Source organism: Arsenicibacter rosenii, assembly GCF_001870735.1.
Lineage (GTDB): Bacteria > Bacteroidota > Bacteroidia > Cytophagales > Spirosomataceae > Arsenicibacter > Arsenicibacter rosenii.
On sequence record NZ_MORL01000025.1, the window covers coordinates 1 to 16681 of the forward strand.

Annotated in this window: 16 protein-coding genes; 7 read left to right on the top strand and 9 right to left on the bottom strand. The window is 52.9% G+C overall.

What is annotated here, in order from left to right; all coding sequences use genetic code 11:
- A partial coding sequence (locus BLX24_RS32290; RefSeq protein WP_218160720.1) for a hypothetical protein occupies positions 1 to 730 on the bottom strand: 730 nt, incomplete at its 3' end.
- Between the two features lie 437 nt (positions 731 to 1167).
- Here BLX24_RS32290 and BLX24_RS33945 point away from each other — a divergent pair.
- The 3 genes from BLX24_RS33945 to BLX24_RS25505 all read left to right on the top strand — a co-directional run bounded on the left by BLX24_RS33945 (position 1168) and on the right by BLX24_RS25505 (position 3267).
- Positions 1168 to 1299: a hypothetical protein gene (locus BLX24_RS33945; RefSeq protein WP_262483003.1), complete on the top strand. Its 132-nt coding sequence runs from the start codon at positions 1168 to 1170 to the stop codon at positions 1297 to 1299.
- A 140-nt stretch (positions 1300 to 1439) separates the two neighbouring features.
- The gene (locus tag BLX24_RS25500; protein ID WP_071506102.1) at positions 1440 to 2399 is read left to right on the top strand and encodes an SDR family oxidoreductase; all 960 of its coding nucleotides are present in this window, start codon (positions 1440 to 1442) and stop codon (positions 2397 to 2399) included.
- A 79-nt stretch (positions 2400 to 2478) separates the two neighbouring features.
- Complete coding sequence (locus tag BLX24_RS25505) at positions 2479 to 3267, top strand: helix-turn-helix domain-containing protein (RefSeq protein WP_071506058.1); 789 nt, start codon at positions 2479 to 2481, stop codon at positions 3265 to 3267.
- A gap of 23 nt (positions 3268 to 3290) precedes the next feature.
- On the opposite strand, the gene BLX24_RS25510 is transcribed toward BLX24_RS25505, so the two are convergent.
- Both BLX24_RS25510 and BLX24_RS25515 read right to left on the bottom strand, forming a co-directional pair.
- On the bottom strand, positions 3291 to 3857 hold the full coding sequence (locus BLX24_RS25510; protein ID WP_071506059.1) for a Uma2 family endonuclease: 567 nt from the start codon (positions 3855 to 3857) through the stop codon (positions 3291 to 3293).
- Between the two features lie 302 nt (positions 3858 to 4159).
- Positions 4160 to 5359, bottom strand: a complete 1200-nt coding sequence (locus tag BLX24_RS25515) for a YncE family protein (RefSeq protein WP_071506060.1) — start codon at positions 5357 to 5359, stop codon at positions 4160 to 4162.
- A 194-nt stretch (positions 5360 to 5553) separates the two neighbouring features.
- Here BLX24_RS25515 and BLX24_RS25520 point away from each other — a divergent pair, with 194 nt between their 5' ends.
- A complete protein-coding gene (locus BLX24_RS25520; RefSeq protein WP_071506061.1) occupies positions 5554 to 6852 on the top strand; it encodes an acetylxylan esterase in 1299 nt (432 codons plus the stop codon).
- A gap of 300 nt (positions 6853 to 7152) precedes the next feature.
- On the opposite strand, the gene BLX24_RS25525 is transcribed toward BLX24_RS25520, so the two are convergent.
- Together BLX24_RS25525 and greA are read right to left on the bottom strand one after the other, a co-directional pair.
- Positions 7153 to 7545 (bottom strand): HIT family protein, encoded by a 393-nt coding sequence (locus BLX24_RS25525; protein ID WP_071506062.1) that lies wholly within the window; start codon positions 7543 to 7545, stop codon positions 7153 to 7155.
- Positions 7546 to 7601: 56 nt separating this feature from the next.
- The gene (gene greA, locus BLX24_RS25530; protein WP_071506063.1) at positions 7602 to 8075 is read right to left on the bottom strand and encodes a transcription elongation factor GreA; all 474 of its coding nucleotides are present in this window, start codon (positions 8073 to 8075) and stop codon (positions 7602 to 7604) included.
- Positions 8076 to 8397: 322 nt separating this feature from the next.
- Between greA and fmt the strand changes: the two genes are divergently transcribed.
- The 3 genes from fmt to BLX24_RS25545 all read left to right on the top strand — a co-directional run bounded on the left by fmt (position 8398) and on the right by BLX24_RS25545 (position 13782).
- Positions 8398 to 9321 (top strand): methionyl-tRNA formyltransferase, encoded by a 924-nt coding sequence (gene fmt / locus BLX24_RS25535; protein ID WP_262483004.1) that lies wholly within the window; start codon positions 8398 to 8400, stop codon positions 9319 to 9321.
- Between the two features lie 175 nt (positions 9322 to 9496).
- The gene (locus tag BLX24_RS25540; protein ID WP_071506065.1) at positions 9497 to 9988 is read left to right on the top strand and encodes a dihydrofolate reductase; all 492 of its coding nucleotides are present in this window, start codon (positions 9497 to 9499) and stop codon (positions 9986 to 9988) included.
- Positions 9989 to 10509: 521 nt separating this feature from the next.
- The gene (locus tag BLX24_RS25545) at positions 10510 to 13782 is read left to right on the top strand and encodes a sialate O-acetylesterase (RefSeq protein ID WP_071506066.1); all 3273 of its coding nucleotides are present in this window, start codon (positions 10510 to 10512) and stop codon (positions 13780 to 13782) included.
- A 45-nt stretch (positions 13783 to 13827) separates the two neighbouring features.
- Here BLX24_RS25545 and BLX24_RS25550 read toward each other — a convergent pair whose 3' ends face one another.
- The 4 genes from BLX24_RS25550 to BLX24_RS25565 are packed head-to-tail and all read right to left on the bottom strand — an operon-like array spanning position 13828 to position 16662.
- The gene (locus tag BLX24_RS25550) at positions 13828 to 15039 is read right to left on the bottom strand and encodes a DUF3570 domain-containing protein (protein WP_071506067.1); all 1212 of its coding nucleotides are present in this window, start codon (positions 15037 to 15039) and stop codon (positions 13828 to 13830) included.
- Between the two features lie 12 nt (positions 15040 to 15051).
- Positions 15052 to 15276 carry a DUF4266 domain-containing protein gene (locus BLX24_RS25555; RefSeq protein ID WP_071506068.1) on the bottom strand — a complete coding sequence of 75 codons (225 nt, stop codon included), beginning with the start codon at positions 15274 to 15276 and terminating at the stop codon, positions 15052 to 15054.
- A gap of 11 nt (positions 15277 to 15287) precedes the next feature.
- Entirely contained in the window at positions 15288 to 16247 is a 960-nt protein-coding gene (locus tag BLX24_RS25560) for an FAD:protein FMN transferase (RefSeq protein ID WP_071506069.1), read from the bottom strand.
- Positions 16222 to 16662 carry a thioredoxin family protein gene (locus BLX24_RS25565; RefSeq protein WP_071506070.1) on the bottom strand — a complete coding sequence of 147 codons (441 nt, stop codon included), beginning with the start codon at positions 16660 to 16662 and terminating at the stop codon, positions 16222 to 16224. The genes BLX24_RS25560 and BLX24_RS25565 overlap by 26 nt, the downstream gene beginning before the upstream one ends.
- Between the last annotated feature and the right edge of the window lie 19 nt (positions 16663 to 16681).

Below are 16681 nucleotides of genomic sequence, written 5' to 3' on the forward strand. Positions count from 1 at the left end.
CACTCTCGGTCATCACGCCACCGCCCGTCCCCCCCCTGTTGTTCACAAACAGACTGTTCAGGTAGTAACCACTGCTACGGTACTCATACACCGCTCCCCCGCCGCCTTCGCCTACATTGTTGGCAAAACGTGAACCCGTTACCGTCAGGCTCGTCTGATTGTTGAACATCGCCCCGCCTAAACCGGACGTACCCTTAGCCACATTATCGCTGAACTCACAGCCCGACACCAGCAGGATGCCCCCGTTGGTATACAACCCCGCACCCAGTGACTCCAGACTACCGTCTCCCCGGCTGTAGCCCCCGCTGATGACAAATCCGTCCAGCACCACCGTACCCGCATTGCCCTCGTTGCGTACTACTTTGTAGACATTGTCCGCCGCATGACCCGATGTACCGATGTCCCCCGACAGCGTGGTGCTTGAGGGCTGTCCCGTCACCGGCCGGATTGCTGCCCGCTCGCTCAGACTAGCTTCCGTACCGGCAAAGCCCCCGTAGAGCTGCACCCCGTTCCGCAGCCGGAAGCTTGCCGAACGGTCGGAGCCGGTAGTGGGCTTGTAGAGTCCGCCGGCCACCCACACCTGCCCGCCGTTCAGGGCCGATACCGCATCAATGGCTCCCTGTAGGTCTGCCGTCGCGTTCTGCCAGCTGCTGCCGTCGCCCGATCCGGTTGCCACCGGCCTGACGTAACGGATTACCTGCGCCGAGGACGAAAAACCAAAGAATAACATACTGATGATCAACGACAAACGTGCAGTTTGCAGAATCTTTATCCGACTTACCATAATGATAATGATTACACTGCTCCTAAACCGACAGGTAATAACCAGGCCAAGAGCACTTCATGGCATCAAAAGTAAATTAACACATACATATAATCAGAAAACATCAGCTTTTCAAAATCAGCTATTTCGCCAATACCACGTAATAGAGACGTCCCCGCCTGCCAGTATTGCGGCAGACGGGGACGTCTCTATTGGCAGATTCGCTGTTAATGACCGGCGTTCGACTCAACACCCACTACCGATAATCGGTAAGGTGTAGCAGAGACCTTGAGAGTTTTCTATGACTCCGGCTGGCACCCGGACAGCTCTACACCGACGCGACCATCACGCTGCTGATGCCGTCGGTACGGAGCCCGGACCCGGACCTGCTGACGATTGAGTAGATGGCCGGTGCCATTCCCACGCCCCTGCCCTTCCGCGAGCGCCTGCTCATTGTATGGCCGCAGGTAAGCGGATTGCTGGCTACCACGGTTGTCTGTTTCGCCCTGGCCTACCCCTCGTTTATGCGGCGGTAACGCGGAATGATATTCCGCGAGATAATAGCCTGTTATCCGAAGACAGGGATGACCTCCATAACAAAGTAAAATTGAACGCTACAACAAAGCCGGCTGTCGGTTTACTACTGAATTTTGCTGCCGTAATTACAAACACAATCATGAGCAAGCAAACAGTTTTAGTAACCGGCGGAACCGGCTTTGTCGGTATACACACGATTTTGCAGCTGCTGCAACAAAACTATATCGTCCGGACCACCTTGCGGTCTCTGCACCGGAAAACCGAAATTATTGAGGCGTTGCAGGCGGGCGGCCTCACCGACCTTAATCAGTTATCGTTTTATGAAGCCGATCTGACTAGCAACAGCGGCTGGGATACGGCCGTTGCTGGATGCGATTATGTGCTGCACGTCGCCTCACCGTTTCCCATGACCCAACCCGACGACGAAAACGAACTGATCATTCCGGCCCGCGACGGGTCGTTACGCGTCCTGAAAGCCGCCAAGGCCGCAGGCGTCAAGCGCGTGGTTCTGACCTCGTCTTTCGCGGCCATCGGGTATGGTCCCCGCATACCGGGACACGTCTTTACCGAAACCGACTGGACAGACGAGCAGGCTCCCATCATGGCCTACATTAAGTCTAAAACGGTGGCAGAGAAAGCCGCATGGGCGTATATACGTACTGAAGGCGGTATGATGGAACTGACGGTTATCAATCCCGTAGCCATTTTCGGTCCGATGTTGGGGGGCATTGCGTCGGCATCTATCGACGGCGTAATCAGGCCAATTCTGGCCGGCCAGGTGACCGAAAGCCCGGCATTTACGTTTGGGGTAGTCGATGTCCGCGACGTGGCCGATATCCACATCAAAGCCATGCTTCACCCCGCAGCCAGGGGCGAGCGTTTTCTGGCTACGTCGGCCGGTGTAATGAGCTTTTATGATGTTGCTCAACTCATCAGGCAGGAACGGCCTGAACAGGCGACGGGCATCGGCGCCATGCAGCCGACCGGCGACACCTTTTACATTGAGCTGTCGAACCAAAAGGCGCAGGAGCTGCTGGACTGGCATCCGCGTGCGAAAGAAGCGGCCGTACTGGCGAGTCTGGATAGTATCGCGCGCTGAAAAAATAAAGCTGATTTCTGATCCCGAATGCAGAATTTATCGTACTTTCTGCATTCGCGCTTTTTGTTACAGACGACCATTGGACATTAACCCGATTCACTCCTGCCACTTAGGCCCCGACATCTCACCGGAGCAATTCATTCCGGAGCACTTTTTCATGTACCTGTTAAAAGGCGCGGTGAAAGCCTATGACGGACAGAAACGGTACAGCATGGCGCCGGGCGACGCGGTTATTGCCCGGAAAAACCAGTTGATGCGCTACACCAAATTTAAAGACGGCGATGAATTTAAGAAGATCATTATCACGCTCGACGAGCCGTTTTTAAAGCTGTTTCTGGAACGTCATCCGTATACGGTTAGTCCGCCAACAAACCATGATGCGTTTTTACACGTACAGGATAACACGCTTCTGAGATCCTACATCCGGTCGCTGGAGCCCTACTATGCGGGAGGTTTGCAGCTGGACCCAACCTTTGCCGATATTAAACGGGAAGAACTGTTACTCATTCTGTTGCAGGCAGAACCGCACCTCGCGCAGGTTCTTTTCACGTTCGGAACACCAGATAAAATAGACCTTGAAGAATTCATGAACCGCAATTTCCGGTTCAACGTCAGTCTGGAGCGGTTTGCCTTCATGACCGGCCGGAGCCTGTCATCGTTCAAGCGGGATTTTGAGCGGATATTCGGGACAACACCAGGGCTCTGGCTCAAAAAGCGGCGGCTGGAGGAAGCGCATTTTAAAATCACGAAAGAACATCAGCGCCCCACCGATGTGTACCTTGAGGTCGGATTTGAGGATCTATCCCACTTCTCGTTTGCGTTCAAGAAAGAATTCGGCTACTCGCCGACACAGGTCGCGGCGGTATAACGGGCGGATGATTAACGGCTGTCCTACAAAAACATATCGCCCACCGTAAAGGCTAATTCCGGAACCACGGGAGCGGCGGTAATCAGGTCAGTTGCCGTATAAATGTGTAACGTTTCCGGTGAGGTATAGGCATAAATCCGCTGGCGTTTAGGCACGATATACCATACTAACTGCGCGCCGCCGTCGAAATAGTCCTGAATTTTTTCCAGCACATCCTCGTGCGATTCTGAATCGGACAGAATTTCAATTGCGAAATGTGTCTGCACCCGTTCGCCACGCCGGATCGCCTCTTTCTGCGCCACCGTAAAGTAGGTCAGGTCAGGTATGCGCTTCCGCGTTGCATCGACATACGAATCCACTTCCGGCAACAACACATCTCCATGCTGAAACTGAGCAGTTTTGATAAAGGAGCGGGTCAGAAATTCAGCAATAAAAATTTCATTTTGCTTCATGGCAGGCTTAGGAATAATGTTGCCGTTTACAAACTCATAATTCCCCCCGGTCGGGTGCTCCCGCTCCCACTGCTCAAACGCATCGACAGTTTGCAGCGTTACCGGCAGGTTATCCGGTGTTATAGCAGTTGCGATCATATCCTGTTTACGTTGGTATCTAGTCAAATATACAAAAAGTGCCGGACATTTGGCCTGTACGATTGTTCTTGCGCAGGTTCCGGCGTTTATGCGTTTTATAGGTACAAAAAAGGTATATCCAATACCTTTCGGGCAGGTAATGTACAGACGAAAAACACCTTACAATGTATAAAGTAAGTTTAAACAATGCCAAGCAGTACGTTAATTTTCACATCAGCGATTCCGGCAACACCGCGCAACAAAAACGTCCCCGCCTGCCCGTGTTCCGGCAGACGGGGACGTCTCTATCAGCAGATCTGCGGTTAATGATCGGCGTTCGACTCAACACCCACTACCGACAACCGGTAAGGTGTTGCCGAGACCTTGATGGTTTTCTTGTTAGCCATGTTAGCCGTCTCTATCTGAAGAATCTGTCCGGTTTTAGGCTGGGTAATGTACAGGTATTTCGAAGTTGCTTCAAGCTGAGGCTTCTGTGTCTCAGCCTTGTCGGTCGCCGCGATGACGACTGCGCTTCTCAGCAGTTTGTTGGTTTTCAGGTCGTATACCTGCACTTCGCCGGAATGAAGCAGCACCACAAGCTGATTGCCGGAGTAGTCAACTTTACACTGCATAATGTCCTTGCTGGCAACCACCGGCGTCACCTTGCTGTTGGCTACGTCGATCAGGTAAGCGCCCATTGCAGCCGTATACCCGACAAATACGCCGTTTCCTTCCAGAATTGTGCCGAACCAGGCGGTGCCGAAATCGGCCGGATGGGCAATCAACCGCTGGCGTCCGTTGGCGTCGACAACCAGAATCCCGCCCGACGACCCGAACAGGGCCACTTTGCCATCGCTCGCATTCCCGTGAATACCTTTGGTTTGTACCGTCGATGCGTACACCTGCTTACCGCCCGCGTCAATAACTTTCACGCGTTCGGGCAACGTTCCGGCTACTGAGCCATCTTTCTCCGTGATGGCATACAGACCATTATCAAATTTTGTCATGGCTCCGTGGTGCGCTGCATTACCGGCGCTAATCCGCGTCATTTTAGCACCGACATTGTGAAAATCCGTCTCCTGCGCAATGTCGAGCGTACCATCACCATCGTTGAAAATAATCAGTTCATTGCCCTTGCTCTTGAAGTGTGTCGGCAGTTTTCCGTCGCTCGTAATGGCAGCCCACTTGGGCGTACCTTTCACATCTACATGATCGCCGTGATTTTCCAGACCGGTGTCAAATGCCTGCACCAGATTGTCGGCACGATGTACCAGAATACCATACCGCCCCGACTGCATCGCATAGGTTGCCGCCATCGGAAAGCGGGCCTGCTGGACCAACACCTCCCCCGTCCGTGGGTTAATCAACGAAACATCCGTCGTTTTTTCGTCCGTCACCAATACACGGATATGTTTGAATTCCAGCGCATCCTGTGGATCCACATTGTCATTCTGCTTACAGGCGCTGACCAGAACGGCCAGGCATACCCCTGCAAGGACTGAAAAGTAAAAGCGTTTGTTCATTAGTTTAATACCTTTTAAATGCAACATAGTTGCAAAATTAACACCAAATCAAACAAACGCAACAATGTTGCAATTAAAGAACACCTAAAATCAATACCCTTACCATACAGTTAGTTACATAACGGATGGCTTGCCAGCTACCATACTCCTGTGATACAGTGCGTAGGTTCTGCCCGGTATGTGCTTTTACCGGTATGAAAAAGATATGCCTGATCCTCTTCTGGCTGCAAGCCCAGGTCCTCCTGGCGCAGCCCGCCGAACGACTCATTAAGGTAGTCGTGGCCCCTGACCATACCGACTGGACCTATAAAACCGGCGAAACGGCCCGCTTTGCCATTTCGGTGCTTAAAGACGGCAACCCTGTCAAAGGGGCAAAGGTGCGCCTGGAGCTCGGTCCGGAAAAAATGGACCCGACCCGCAAAGAGACGGTCACCCTTACCACCGGTACGCTTACCATTGAGGGCGGTACGATGAAAACAGGCGGCTTTCTGCGCTGCACTGCCTATACGGAAATCGACGGAAAAGAGTACAAGGGTCTGGGAACCGCCGGTTTTAACCCGCAGGATATCAGCCCGACCGTCGAAAATCCTGCCGACTTTACCAGCTTCTGGGATAACGCCAAGGCCGAACTGGCCAGAATTCCGCTCGACGCCCGCATGACGCTTCTGCCCGAACGCTGCACCGAGCGGGTAAACGTATACCACGTCAATATCCAGAACTGGGGCAACTCACGGCTGTACGGCATCCTGTGTGTACCCAAAGCACCCGGCACCTACCCGGCCATGCTGAAGGTGCCGGGCGCGGGCATCCGGCCCTATTTCGGTGATGTGGCCAACGCCGAAAAAGACGTCATTACGCTTGAAATCGGTATCCACGGCATTCCGGTGACGATGGATGTGTCGGTCTATAACAACCTGGCAGCCGGTGCGCTGTCGGGCTACATGCTCTTTAACCTCGACGACCGCGACCGGTATTACTACAAACGTGTGTATCTCGGCTGCGTACGGGCCCTTGATTTCCTGACGAGCCTGCCCCAGTGCGACGCCGACCGGCTGGCCGTCACGGGGGGCAGTCAGGGCGGTGCCTTGTCGATTGTAACGGCAGGGCTCGACAACCGTATCAAATACCTGGCGGCTTACTACCCTGCCCTGAGCGACATGACCGGTTATCTGAAGGGCCGGGCCGGTGGCTGGCCGCACATGTTTATGGGTGGCAACAACACGTTTACCAACAAGGCCGACAAAATCAAAACGGTTGGTTATTACGATGTTGTCAATTTTGCACGGCAGGTAAAAGTGACGGGGCGGTATTCATGGGGATTCAATGATGAAACCTGTCCGCCCACATCCATGTATGCCGCCTACAACCTGATCACGGCTCCCAAAAGCCTCGATTTGTACCGCGAAACCGGCCACTGGACATACCCGGAGCAAACCGAAAAAATGAATAACTGGCTGCTGGAGCAGCTGAAAGGCAATGTAGCGAAGAAATAAAATGACCGGCATACCGTAAACCGCGTGCCGTCAGGCCATGCCTGTGTGGCGTAGCTAACGGCACGCTCTGTTTTCGGACAACGAGCTACCGACGCCTGCGGCTGTACAGGCCCTACGGGCCATAGCCTCCGGCAACACGGCCAGAAAAGCCACCATCATCAGCCCCGTGCACCGCACGGGTACCAGAAAAAGCGATGCATGAGTTCACGTATGAACGGTGAGCCCATGCATCGCTGCGTGATGTTTGTTTCTGGAGGAAAAAGGTGCCCGTGTCCTGAATGAAGCCGGACGGGCATCGCCTCAGGCGAGGTGCTGGCGGATTTTTTCGGCCGTTTCGGTCAGTTCTTCCTGCGTTAATTTCAGCTTACTGTTGAAATTCATGTCCGCCATGCTGTTGAGCGGAATCAGGTGAACGTGCGCGTGGGGTACTTCAAGACCAATAACGGCCACCCCGATGCGTTTACAGGGAACCGCTTTTTCAATAGCCGGAGCAATTTGTCTGGCAAACTGCATCAGACCCGTATACAACTCATCGTCGAGGTTGAAGAGGTAGTCCACCTCTTTTTTCGGGATCACCAGCGTATGCCCGACGGCACACGGGAACACATCCAGAAAAGCCAGATAGTCGTCGGTTTCAGCAATTTTGTGGGCCGGAATTTCGCCGGCAACAATACGCGAAAAGATAGAAGCCATGCCAGTTTTGTTGTAGGGTGAAAGCGCCGTGCTGCTGCACGGCAACGCCGGACAAATTAACGCCCAATGTCGATAACCTCAAACTCCATCATGCCGGCCGGCACTTTGATTTCGGCCAGTTCGCCAACTTTTTTACCCAACAAGCCTTTACCGATCGGCGAGCTGACGGAGATTTTACCCAGTTTCAGATCGGCTTCTTCTTCCGATACCAGTGTGTAGGTCATTTCAGCACCGTTGCGCTTGTTTTTAATCTTTACTTTCGACAGCACCGATACCTGCGACGTATCCACGGTTGATTCGTCCAGAATCCGGGCATTTGCCACGATGTCTTCCAGTTTCGAAATCTTCAGCTCCAGCAGCCCCTGGGCATCTTTAGCCGCATCATATTCAGCATTTTCGCTTAAATCACCTTTGTCGCGTGCCTCAGCGATCTGACGGGCAATGTCGGCCCGGCCTTTGGTTTTCAGATCACTTAATTCGTTTTTCAGCCGGGTTAGTCCTTCCTCAGTATAATACGAAATCTTTGCCATAACTTAATTAATCTACTCTGTTCACACTGGTTTTAGTCACGAGAGGCATGACGCGTAACCGATGCGAATCTCATCGCTTTACCCGTCATGCCCCGTATTATAAAAACAAAAAGAACGGTACACTGACCGTTCTGCAAGCAATTTCTTTTCTTTGCAGCTACGTCAGAACACACCGGCCATACCGAAACGTTTTGATAGCATATGTCGATTCAGTTTTGTTTCCCCGACAACAGACTGGTCGTCGTTGGGATGACAAAAATAATAATACTTCGGGGCCATTTCAAGTAACAGGCCCCTGTTCTTAAAAACAATGACGCAAAAAATGATTCCTCCGTTGCGAATAATTTTTATGGGTACGCCGGACTTTGCCGTGGCGAGCCTGCAAAAACTGATTGACGCTGGCTGTCAGGTTGTGGCTGTCGTCACAGCGCCTGACCGTCCTTCGGGCCGGGGGTTACAGGTGATTGGTTCACCGGTTAAAAAAGCCGCTGAAGCGGCCGGTATACCGGTTTTACAACCTGAAAAATTACGTGATCCGGCATTTCTCGAACAGCTCCGCTCCTACAACGCCGATCTGCAGGTGGTCGTAGCTTTCCGGATGCTGCCGGAAGTGGTCTGGGCCATGCCAACCATCGGTACGTTTAATCTGCACGGCTCGCTTCTGCCTCAGTACCGCGGGGCTGCCCCGATCAACTGGGCCGTGATCAACGGCGAAACCGAAACGGGCGTAACCACTTTTTTCATCGAAAAAGAAATTGATACGGGCCAGATGATTTTCCAGGCCACTGAGCCCATTCATCCCGATGATACGGCCGGTACCCTGCATGACCGCCTGATGGCCCTGGGCGCCGACCTGGTCCTGAAAACGGTCCGGGCGATCGAAGCAGGTGACTATCCGCGCACGCCGCAACCGGTTTCCGATGACCTGAAGCCTGCACCGAAGCTGTTCCGCGAGACTACGCAGATCAACTGGGAGCAGCCTGCGGCTCAAATCCGGAATTTTGTCCGTGGTCTGTCGCCCTTTCCGGCGGCCTGGACCATGATAAATGATAAGTTTTATAAAGTCTTTGCAGTATCAGCAGCCAGCGAATCACCGTTCGGCGCGGAGCCTGGCGTGGCCTGGTCCGATCACAAAAAAAAGATCCTCGTCCGTGCCGCTGACGAATGGCTGTCCATCGACCTCCTCCAGGCCGAAGGTAAACGGCGCATGACTGCCGAGGAGTATTTGCGGGGAAATAAAATCTAAAACCGGTATTTTTGCCCCGTAGAGACGCAATATGTTGCGTCTCCAAACAAACCACCGACGAGACGCACGCAATATCTTGCGTCTCCAAACGACGGGCCTTACCGAAACTGTTGACTAAGACACAGCCACGAGACGCAAGATATTGCGTCTCTACATGTATCAAATACAACTACAGATGAAAATTTCTATGATCTGGGCCGAAGCTGAAAACGGCACCATCGGGCGCAACAATAACCTGCCGTGGCATTTACCCGACGATTTCAGGTATTTTAAGGAAACAACGAGCGGCCATCCGATTATCATGGGACGAAAATCGTTCGAATCCCTCGGCAAGCCTTTGCCCAAACGCACCAACATCATCATTACCCGTAACCCCGATTTCCGGCCGGCAGGCGTTACGGTCGTTAATAGTCTGGAAGAAGGCATTCAGGCCGCACAGGCCGTTAATCAGGAACAGATCTTTATCATTGGCGGCGCAGAAATTTACCGGCAGGCTCTCCCGTTGGCCAACACCCTGTACATTACGGAAGTACATAAAACCTACGAAGGCGATGCACATGCTCCCTATGTTAATCGGAGTGAATGGAATGAAGTCAGTCGCATACATCATCCCGTTGATGAGCGTCACGAAACCTCTTTTGATTTCGTTGTACTAACCAGAAAGTAGCTTTTATTACAATTTTATCGAAAACAACCACTGGTTTTTCAAATTAATAAAGGTTAATCTTTCGAAGTTGTAGAGTGAAAAATAAACAATACGTTTTTAAGGTAATTACTAAATTTTATTCTTTATTACAATTTTAATCCAAATAATATTTCACTCTAAAATTATCTGGTTACCTTTGCATATAGTAATAATCAGAACCGTAACATGTGGACTTCACTAAGGAAGCCTATAAAAAAGACAATTTCAGTTCAAAATGAATCGTGTAGTGTGAGTGTATGTTGGATGTGGGGTATGGTTGTGAAGGCAGGTTCCAGCTACTATTAATCTCCCGGTAAGTCAAACAGTCCTGTTTAAGCCTTTTTTTCTGTAGTCTGTTGACTGGCCGGCACGGCGGGCATCGATCTTCAGACGGTATATAATACCCTTGCTTTTAATATCACTGCTCAAACGTCTGCTGATAATCAGCCAGATCCGTTCCTCTTTTTCCTGCCGTACCCGCCGGGTATTGTGCGACTAACCGAATGAGACATTTTATTTTACTGGTTTCCCTCCTTGCTTTTGGTGTTTCTTCACTGAAAGCACAGGTACAAATTTCCTCTCCTCAATCACGCATTGTTTACCAGCGTAACAAGAGTAATCAGGCTAACGTGATGGTAGCCGGCACAGCACCCGCTAACGCAACCCGTGCCGAAGCGCGTCTGGTGGCTCTCAACGGCGGTCAAACCACAGACTGGACTACGATTCCCCTTCTTTCTTCCGGAAAAGCATTTAAAGGTTCGCTGACGGGCCAGGCTGGCTGGTATCAGCTCAATGTACGGGTATGGAGTAACAGCTCCCTACTCGGCGAAAGTACGATCGATCGTGTGGGTATCGGTGAAGTTTTTATCGTGGCGGGGCAGTCGAATGCCGTGGGCGTACACGACACCGAAGGCGCTACCGACGACCGGATTTCCTGCGTGGATTTCCGCGACAACGAGCTTCATGAACAACTGCTGCCGGTTGCCTTCAGCCAGGCAGTGACCGGCGCCAACATCGGCCCGTCGAATCCTTTACACGTCTGGGGTATGCTCGGGCAACGGCTCGTACAGCGGCTGAATGTACCGGTGCTGATACTGGGCGCTGCGCAGGCGGCCACCAGCAGTGAGCAGTGGCGGCGTACGGCTGAGGGCACCGGCGATGCATCCGGCCTGCCTTACCGGCGGCTGGGCGTTGCCATTCTGCACTATGCCTCCCGTACCGGTCTCCGCGGTATTTTGTGGCATCAGGGTGAAGGCGATGTCGGCCGGGGCGGCGACCAGTATTTCAGTAATCTACAGTATATCATCAATAAAAGCCGGGAGCAGCTTCATTTCGGTAACCTGGCCTGGGTTATTTCGCGGGCAACCTATACCTACGGCCAGACCGACGAAAGCGTCATTTCGGCTCAGAACCGGCTCATTAACCTTGTCCCGAATGCCTTTGAAGGCCCCTATACCGATGTGCTGACCGGTGGCGAAAACCGCCCGGATAACGTTCACTTTGGCGGTACCGGCCTGATCCGGTTAACCGAGCTGTGGGATCAAAGTCTGAACAATGAGTTTTTCAACCGCTCAACGCCCTTCAGTGTCAGCGGTGATACTCCGCTTATTACGACCGGCCACATTACCCCCTACAACCGTGCCTCGGGCGAACAGATCTGGGTACCGTACGTACAACGCGGCCCGTTCGAAAACACGAACCAGTTTAAGGCGCAGCTCCTGGCAGACAACGGCAATGTAGTCGCCGAATCAGGTACCAGCACACAAAATCCGCTACCGCTCCAGTTGCCGGGTAACCTGGCCACGGGTATGTACCGCGTTCGCGTCGTTGCTACGCAGCCAGCCATCGCAGGGGTCGCCGGCGAGGCGTTCCGGATTATTCAGGGGGGCGCTCCGTCGGGCAGCGGTGAGTCGCCGGTTCTGCAAAATGTAGTTGGTGGTCAGCTCGATGCGACCATTATCCGGATGGGTTACCGCTACGACGCACCAAGCCACGGCTTTTCTATTCTGATCAATGCCACATCGGCAACAGAAGTACGGATGGAACGTATTGATGGCGGTTATTTCGGCGAAACCAACTGGGCCATTGCCCCGGCGAATACCGACTATGGCAGCTTTAATTTCGGCCGCTACTACTCACCCGTTTCGGTGGGCGTCGGTGGCGTAGAGCCGGGCCGCTATCGGTTATCTGCCCGGAAAGCAGGTAACAGCGGCGCCGGCCAATGGGTTGAAGTAACGCTGGTCAACGGACGGAATACTATTTTCCAGGCCGACAGCGACGGCACAACCACCACGCCGCCAGCCACCACCACCACGACTCCGCCAAGCACAACTACCACAACCCCACCCGTCTCCACCACGCCGGATCCGACAACCCAGCCGGGCACCCCGCCGGTCACGACCTACGTACAGCGCATTGGTTACAAGTATGATGCCCCAACCCACGGTTTTCAGTTACTGGCTCAGGCCAGTGGCCTGGTTGACATGAAACTGGAACGGCTCGATGGCACTTTCGGCGAAACGAACTGGGGCAGCGCTGTTCAAAACACAGAATTCTTCAGCTTCAACAACTTCCGTTATTATGCCCCACAGGCGATGGGAGTAGGTGGCGTTGAACCAGGCCGCTACCGGTTATCCATCCGGAAACCTAACGACAATACCGCTATCGTTACCACCGAAGTTATCCTTGAAAACGGCATCCATACGATAACGTTTACAGACACCGGCCAACCGACCACGCCTACCCCATGGGATAAACCACTGCCTGTTAATCCGGGAGCGGATGTAGTCATCCGTACTATCGGGTACAAATACGACATGCCAACCCACGGTTTTCATTTGCTGGCTGATGTGACCGGAGCCGTAGAGATGCGTCTGGAACGTATCGATGGCGGAACCTTTAACGAAACAAACTGGGCTTCGGCCACGTCCAACAGCGAGTTTGGGGGCTACTCTGTTACCCGCTATTATGCTCCCCTCGCTATGGGCGTGGCCGGTGTCGAACCAGGCCGCTACCGGCTTTCGGTCCGCAAAACCGGCGATAACAGCAACGGCCAGTCCGTTGAGGTAGATTTACAGAACGGACTTTTTGCTGTTGGTACAGGTACTGTCAATTCTGCCAAACAAGACGTAGTCATTACCCCTCAGCCTGCTCCGGCAAACGGTCAGCTTACGGCTATCGGTTATAAATATGACATGCCGACACATGGCTTTCAGTTGCTGATAAATGCAACGACAGCTGTTGAGGTGAAACTGGAACGACTGGACGGCTATTTCGGTGAAACAAACTGGGCAACCGCAGCCAGTGGTAATCAGTATGCCGGCTATACGAATTTCCGGACATACAACCCCTTATCGATGGGTGTGGGTGGTGTTGAGCCGGGACGCTACCGGTTATCCGCACGCTTGGCGGGTGATACCGGCCAGGGCATCAGCACCGACGTAACCCTGGGTCACGGGGTGTTTGGCGTCTGGGCACCGGCAGGTCGGCAGGCAGTTGTGAGTGAAGCCGCAGTTTCGTCACCGGAAGCAACCTGGCGTGCCTGGCCCAACCCGGTCAATCGGTATGCAACCGTATCCGTACCGGTTACGGCATCCGGTAAGGCGCTGCGCGTCGTGCTGTTCTCGGCAAGCGGTGTTCCCGTTTCCATTCCTGAGCCGGCGATGCGCGGCAACCAGCTCGAAGTAGATTTGAATCAGCTCCCGACCGGTCTTTACCTCCTCCGTATTTCCGACGATACCCAACCCCTCCAGACAGTCAGGATTCTTAAAGAGTGAAAGAGCGAAAGAGCGATACGCCGCTTTAGCGTATCGCTCTTTCACTCATTTTATCTTCATAAGCAACGTCACGATATTCGACACCATGGTGGTGGTACGGTAATAGTGACCGTAGCGGAGTTCGACAGCGTTCAGGTGTTTGATACCAAGTACCCCCCCCGGAGGCGATACCCGCAAGCCGGTTCCGACAAAATGGCTGTCGAAACCAGAGACATCATAATCACTGGTATAATACTGACTCGTGGCCAGGTGTTTGGCATAGGGAGCAAAATACCGGACAGCAGTCTGTGTATTAAAGCGGTAAAACGGGCTCAGGGAGATAAACGACGTAAACTTAACCGGCACTTCCAGACTGGCCGTATGAGCCGTCATTCCCCAGCTATCCATGTAGTAGCGGTAGAAAAACCGCAGAATGGTTTTATCCCCCAGAAAGTAGCTGGCCCGCATCCCGACCGGCAGTTTCATGCGGTTGCCCGGCAGTTTTTCTACCCGCTCGGAGCCGTCCGTAAAATATACCCGGTGATATGGCGTACTCAGCAACCCTTCCTGATACGACGGCTCAACTGTAAATAACATCTGCAACCGCTTGTTGACCACCTGCGACACCGAAAGCGACGCATTGTACGAATTACGCGGCTTATAGTCAATCGGGGCAAAATCCCCTTTCGCCCCCGACCCATAGGTTAGCGACCGTAGCTCAGCCGGTAAAATAGCCGACCATGTATCGAAAAACGCACCGGCTTTCAGACTCACCTCCCGGTTATTATCGCGGGAAGCCTGCGCCAGGCTGAGTGTCAGCCCGCGAGATACGTAATCATATTCTTTCGAGAAATAGCCGCTGATACCCGCCGTACTGTTGGTTACCTCATTTTTCACGCTCCACGACAGGGTACCATACCGGTGAGTATCGGACATCGAGGCCGATGAAATAGTACGCGGATCAATGTTATCCGACGACGCAGAGGTGTAATAATCAATGGTTCCGTCGGCGTTGATGGTATGCAGGCGGTTGCGTTTATCCCGGAACGACAGGCGGACTTCCAGTGAGGTCGCATAGTCGGTTAGTTTTTCGGTGCCGATCCCGCCCGTTACGGCCGAACGGTTACCATCCTGCTCATAGTAGCTCGAAACAAGATTGATTTCTTCCAGTTTCAGCTTTCTGGATGTATAAGACGTAGTCTGCGCCGGCTGCTGGCCCTGCCCGCGGGCAGTAAACAGGCTAAGCAATAAGCCAACGGTTACGGTGAGTTTTTTCATGTTCTGCTTTGCTTAGTTACACCCACACCCACCCCCGCTCTTGCCGCCGTTGGCCCCTGCCGCACCCTCGCGGTACAGGTAGAAATTGGTCTCAAACTTTTCCGACTTACGGCCGGCCAGTTCCATTTCCGAGTCGTTGATGCGGTTTTTCTGGTATTCTTTAACCGGCACACACGACGCCAGGCCAAACAACAGACCCAGGCCTGAAAAGACCGCTGCTTTTTTTGAATAGTTCATAGGGGAGTTCGTTACGAATCAATTTTTATGTTGGCCGATGTGTAGACACGGTCCTGATCGTCGACAATCACGCAGGCAAGCTGGCGGATCTGGTTAATCAGGTTCAGGCCCGCCCGTACGCCCATCACCATTACAGGTGTTGCCATCGCATCTGCGATTTCGGCATTCGGGCAAATAATTGTTACGCTTTTGATACCGGTTACGGGTAAGCCCGTTTTCGGATCGATGGTATGCGAGTAGCGTTTTCCGTCAATGACGGCATATTTCTCGTAATTACCCGACGTAGCAACGGCCATATTACTGATATTCATGTAGGAAAACGCTTCATGCCGGGCATTCGGATTGGCGATACCGATGGTCCATGGCTTCCCGTTTGGCTGGTCGCCCCAGGTTGTCAGGTCACCGGCGGCATTCACCACCCCGCTGCTTACGCCTCGGCCGCGTAACAGCTGCCGTGCCATTTCGGCGGCATAGCCTTTCCCGATGCCCCCGAAACCAAGGCGCATGCCTTGTTCCCGCAGAAAAACCGACTGGTCCGCTTCATTCAGGATAACGTTCCGGTAATTAATCAGCCGGACAAGTTTGCGGGCGGTAGCCGGATCGGGTAACTCCGTCATCTGCGTGTCGAAGTTCCAGAGGCGTTTGTCGATGGAGCCGTAGGTAATATCGAAAGCTCCCTGCGTTAGTGCTGATAGCCGGAGCGATCGCTGGATTAATCCGAATACCTCCCGATCGACCCGTACGGGCCCAATACCCGCCTGCCGGTTAATCAGTGCCGTCTGGCTGTCTTCGCTGAATGTCGTCAGCAGCTTCTCTATACGCCGGATTTCATCAATGGCGGTATCAATTTGTTTTCCAGCCCATTGATGATCTTCACCTACCACGCTGATGTCAAACCGGTTACCCATCAGCCGCAGGGTTTTCTGATGAATAAGCCCTGTCGGATCAGTTTGCAGCGCGGGTGGCTCCATCTAACTCTGTTACAAATGCTTCCGGTGTTTTATCAACATAGCCATCCCAAACCTTTACTACTTTCCCGTTAGCATCCAGCAGCAACGTCAGCGGAAATTTACCCTGGGTATTATACGTTTCGGCCAGTGCTTCGTTGCGTGCGGTCTGTGCTTTGTCGAGCTGGTTCTTTTTTGAACGCGGGAAATCTGCCCGTACCAGCACCAGATGATCAGTCGCATATGCCTTGAAGGCGTCGGCCTCAAAGATGTCTTTTTTCAATTTAATGCAGGGGGCACACCAGTCTGAACCGGAAAAGTTCAGCAGAATGTACTTGTGCCCTTGCGACGCTTCGCTTTTGGCTTTCTCAAAATCAAGGTTCCAGTCAGCCGATACGTGCAGCAGGAACGCCGTCAACAAAATAGTCAGCAGTTTCATGTGGAGTTACGTTGGTTTT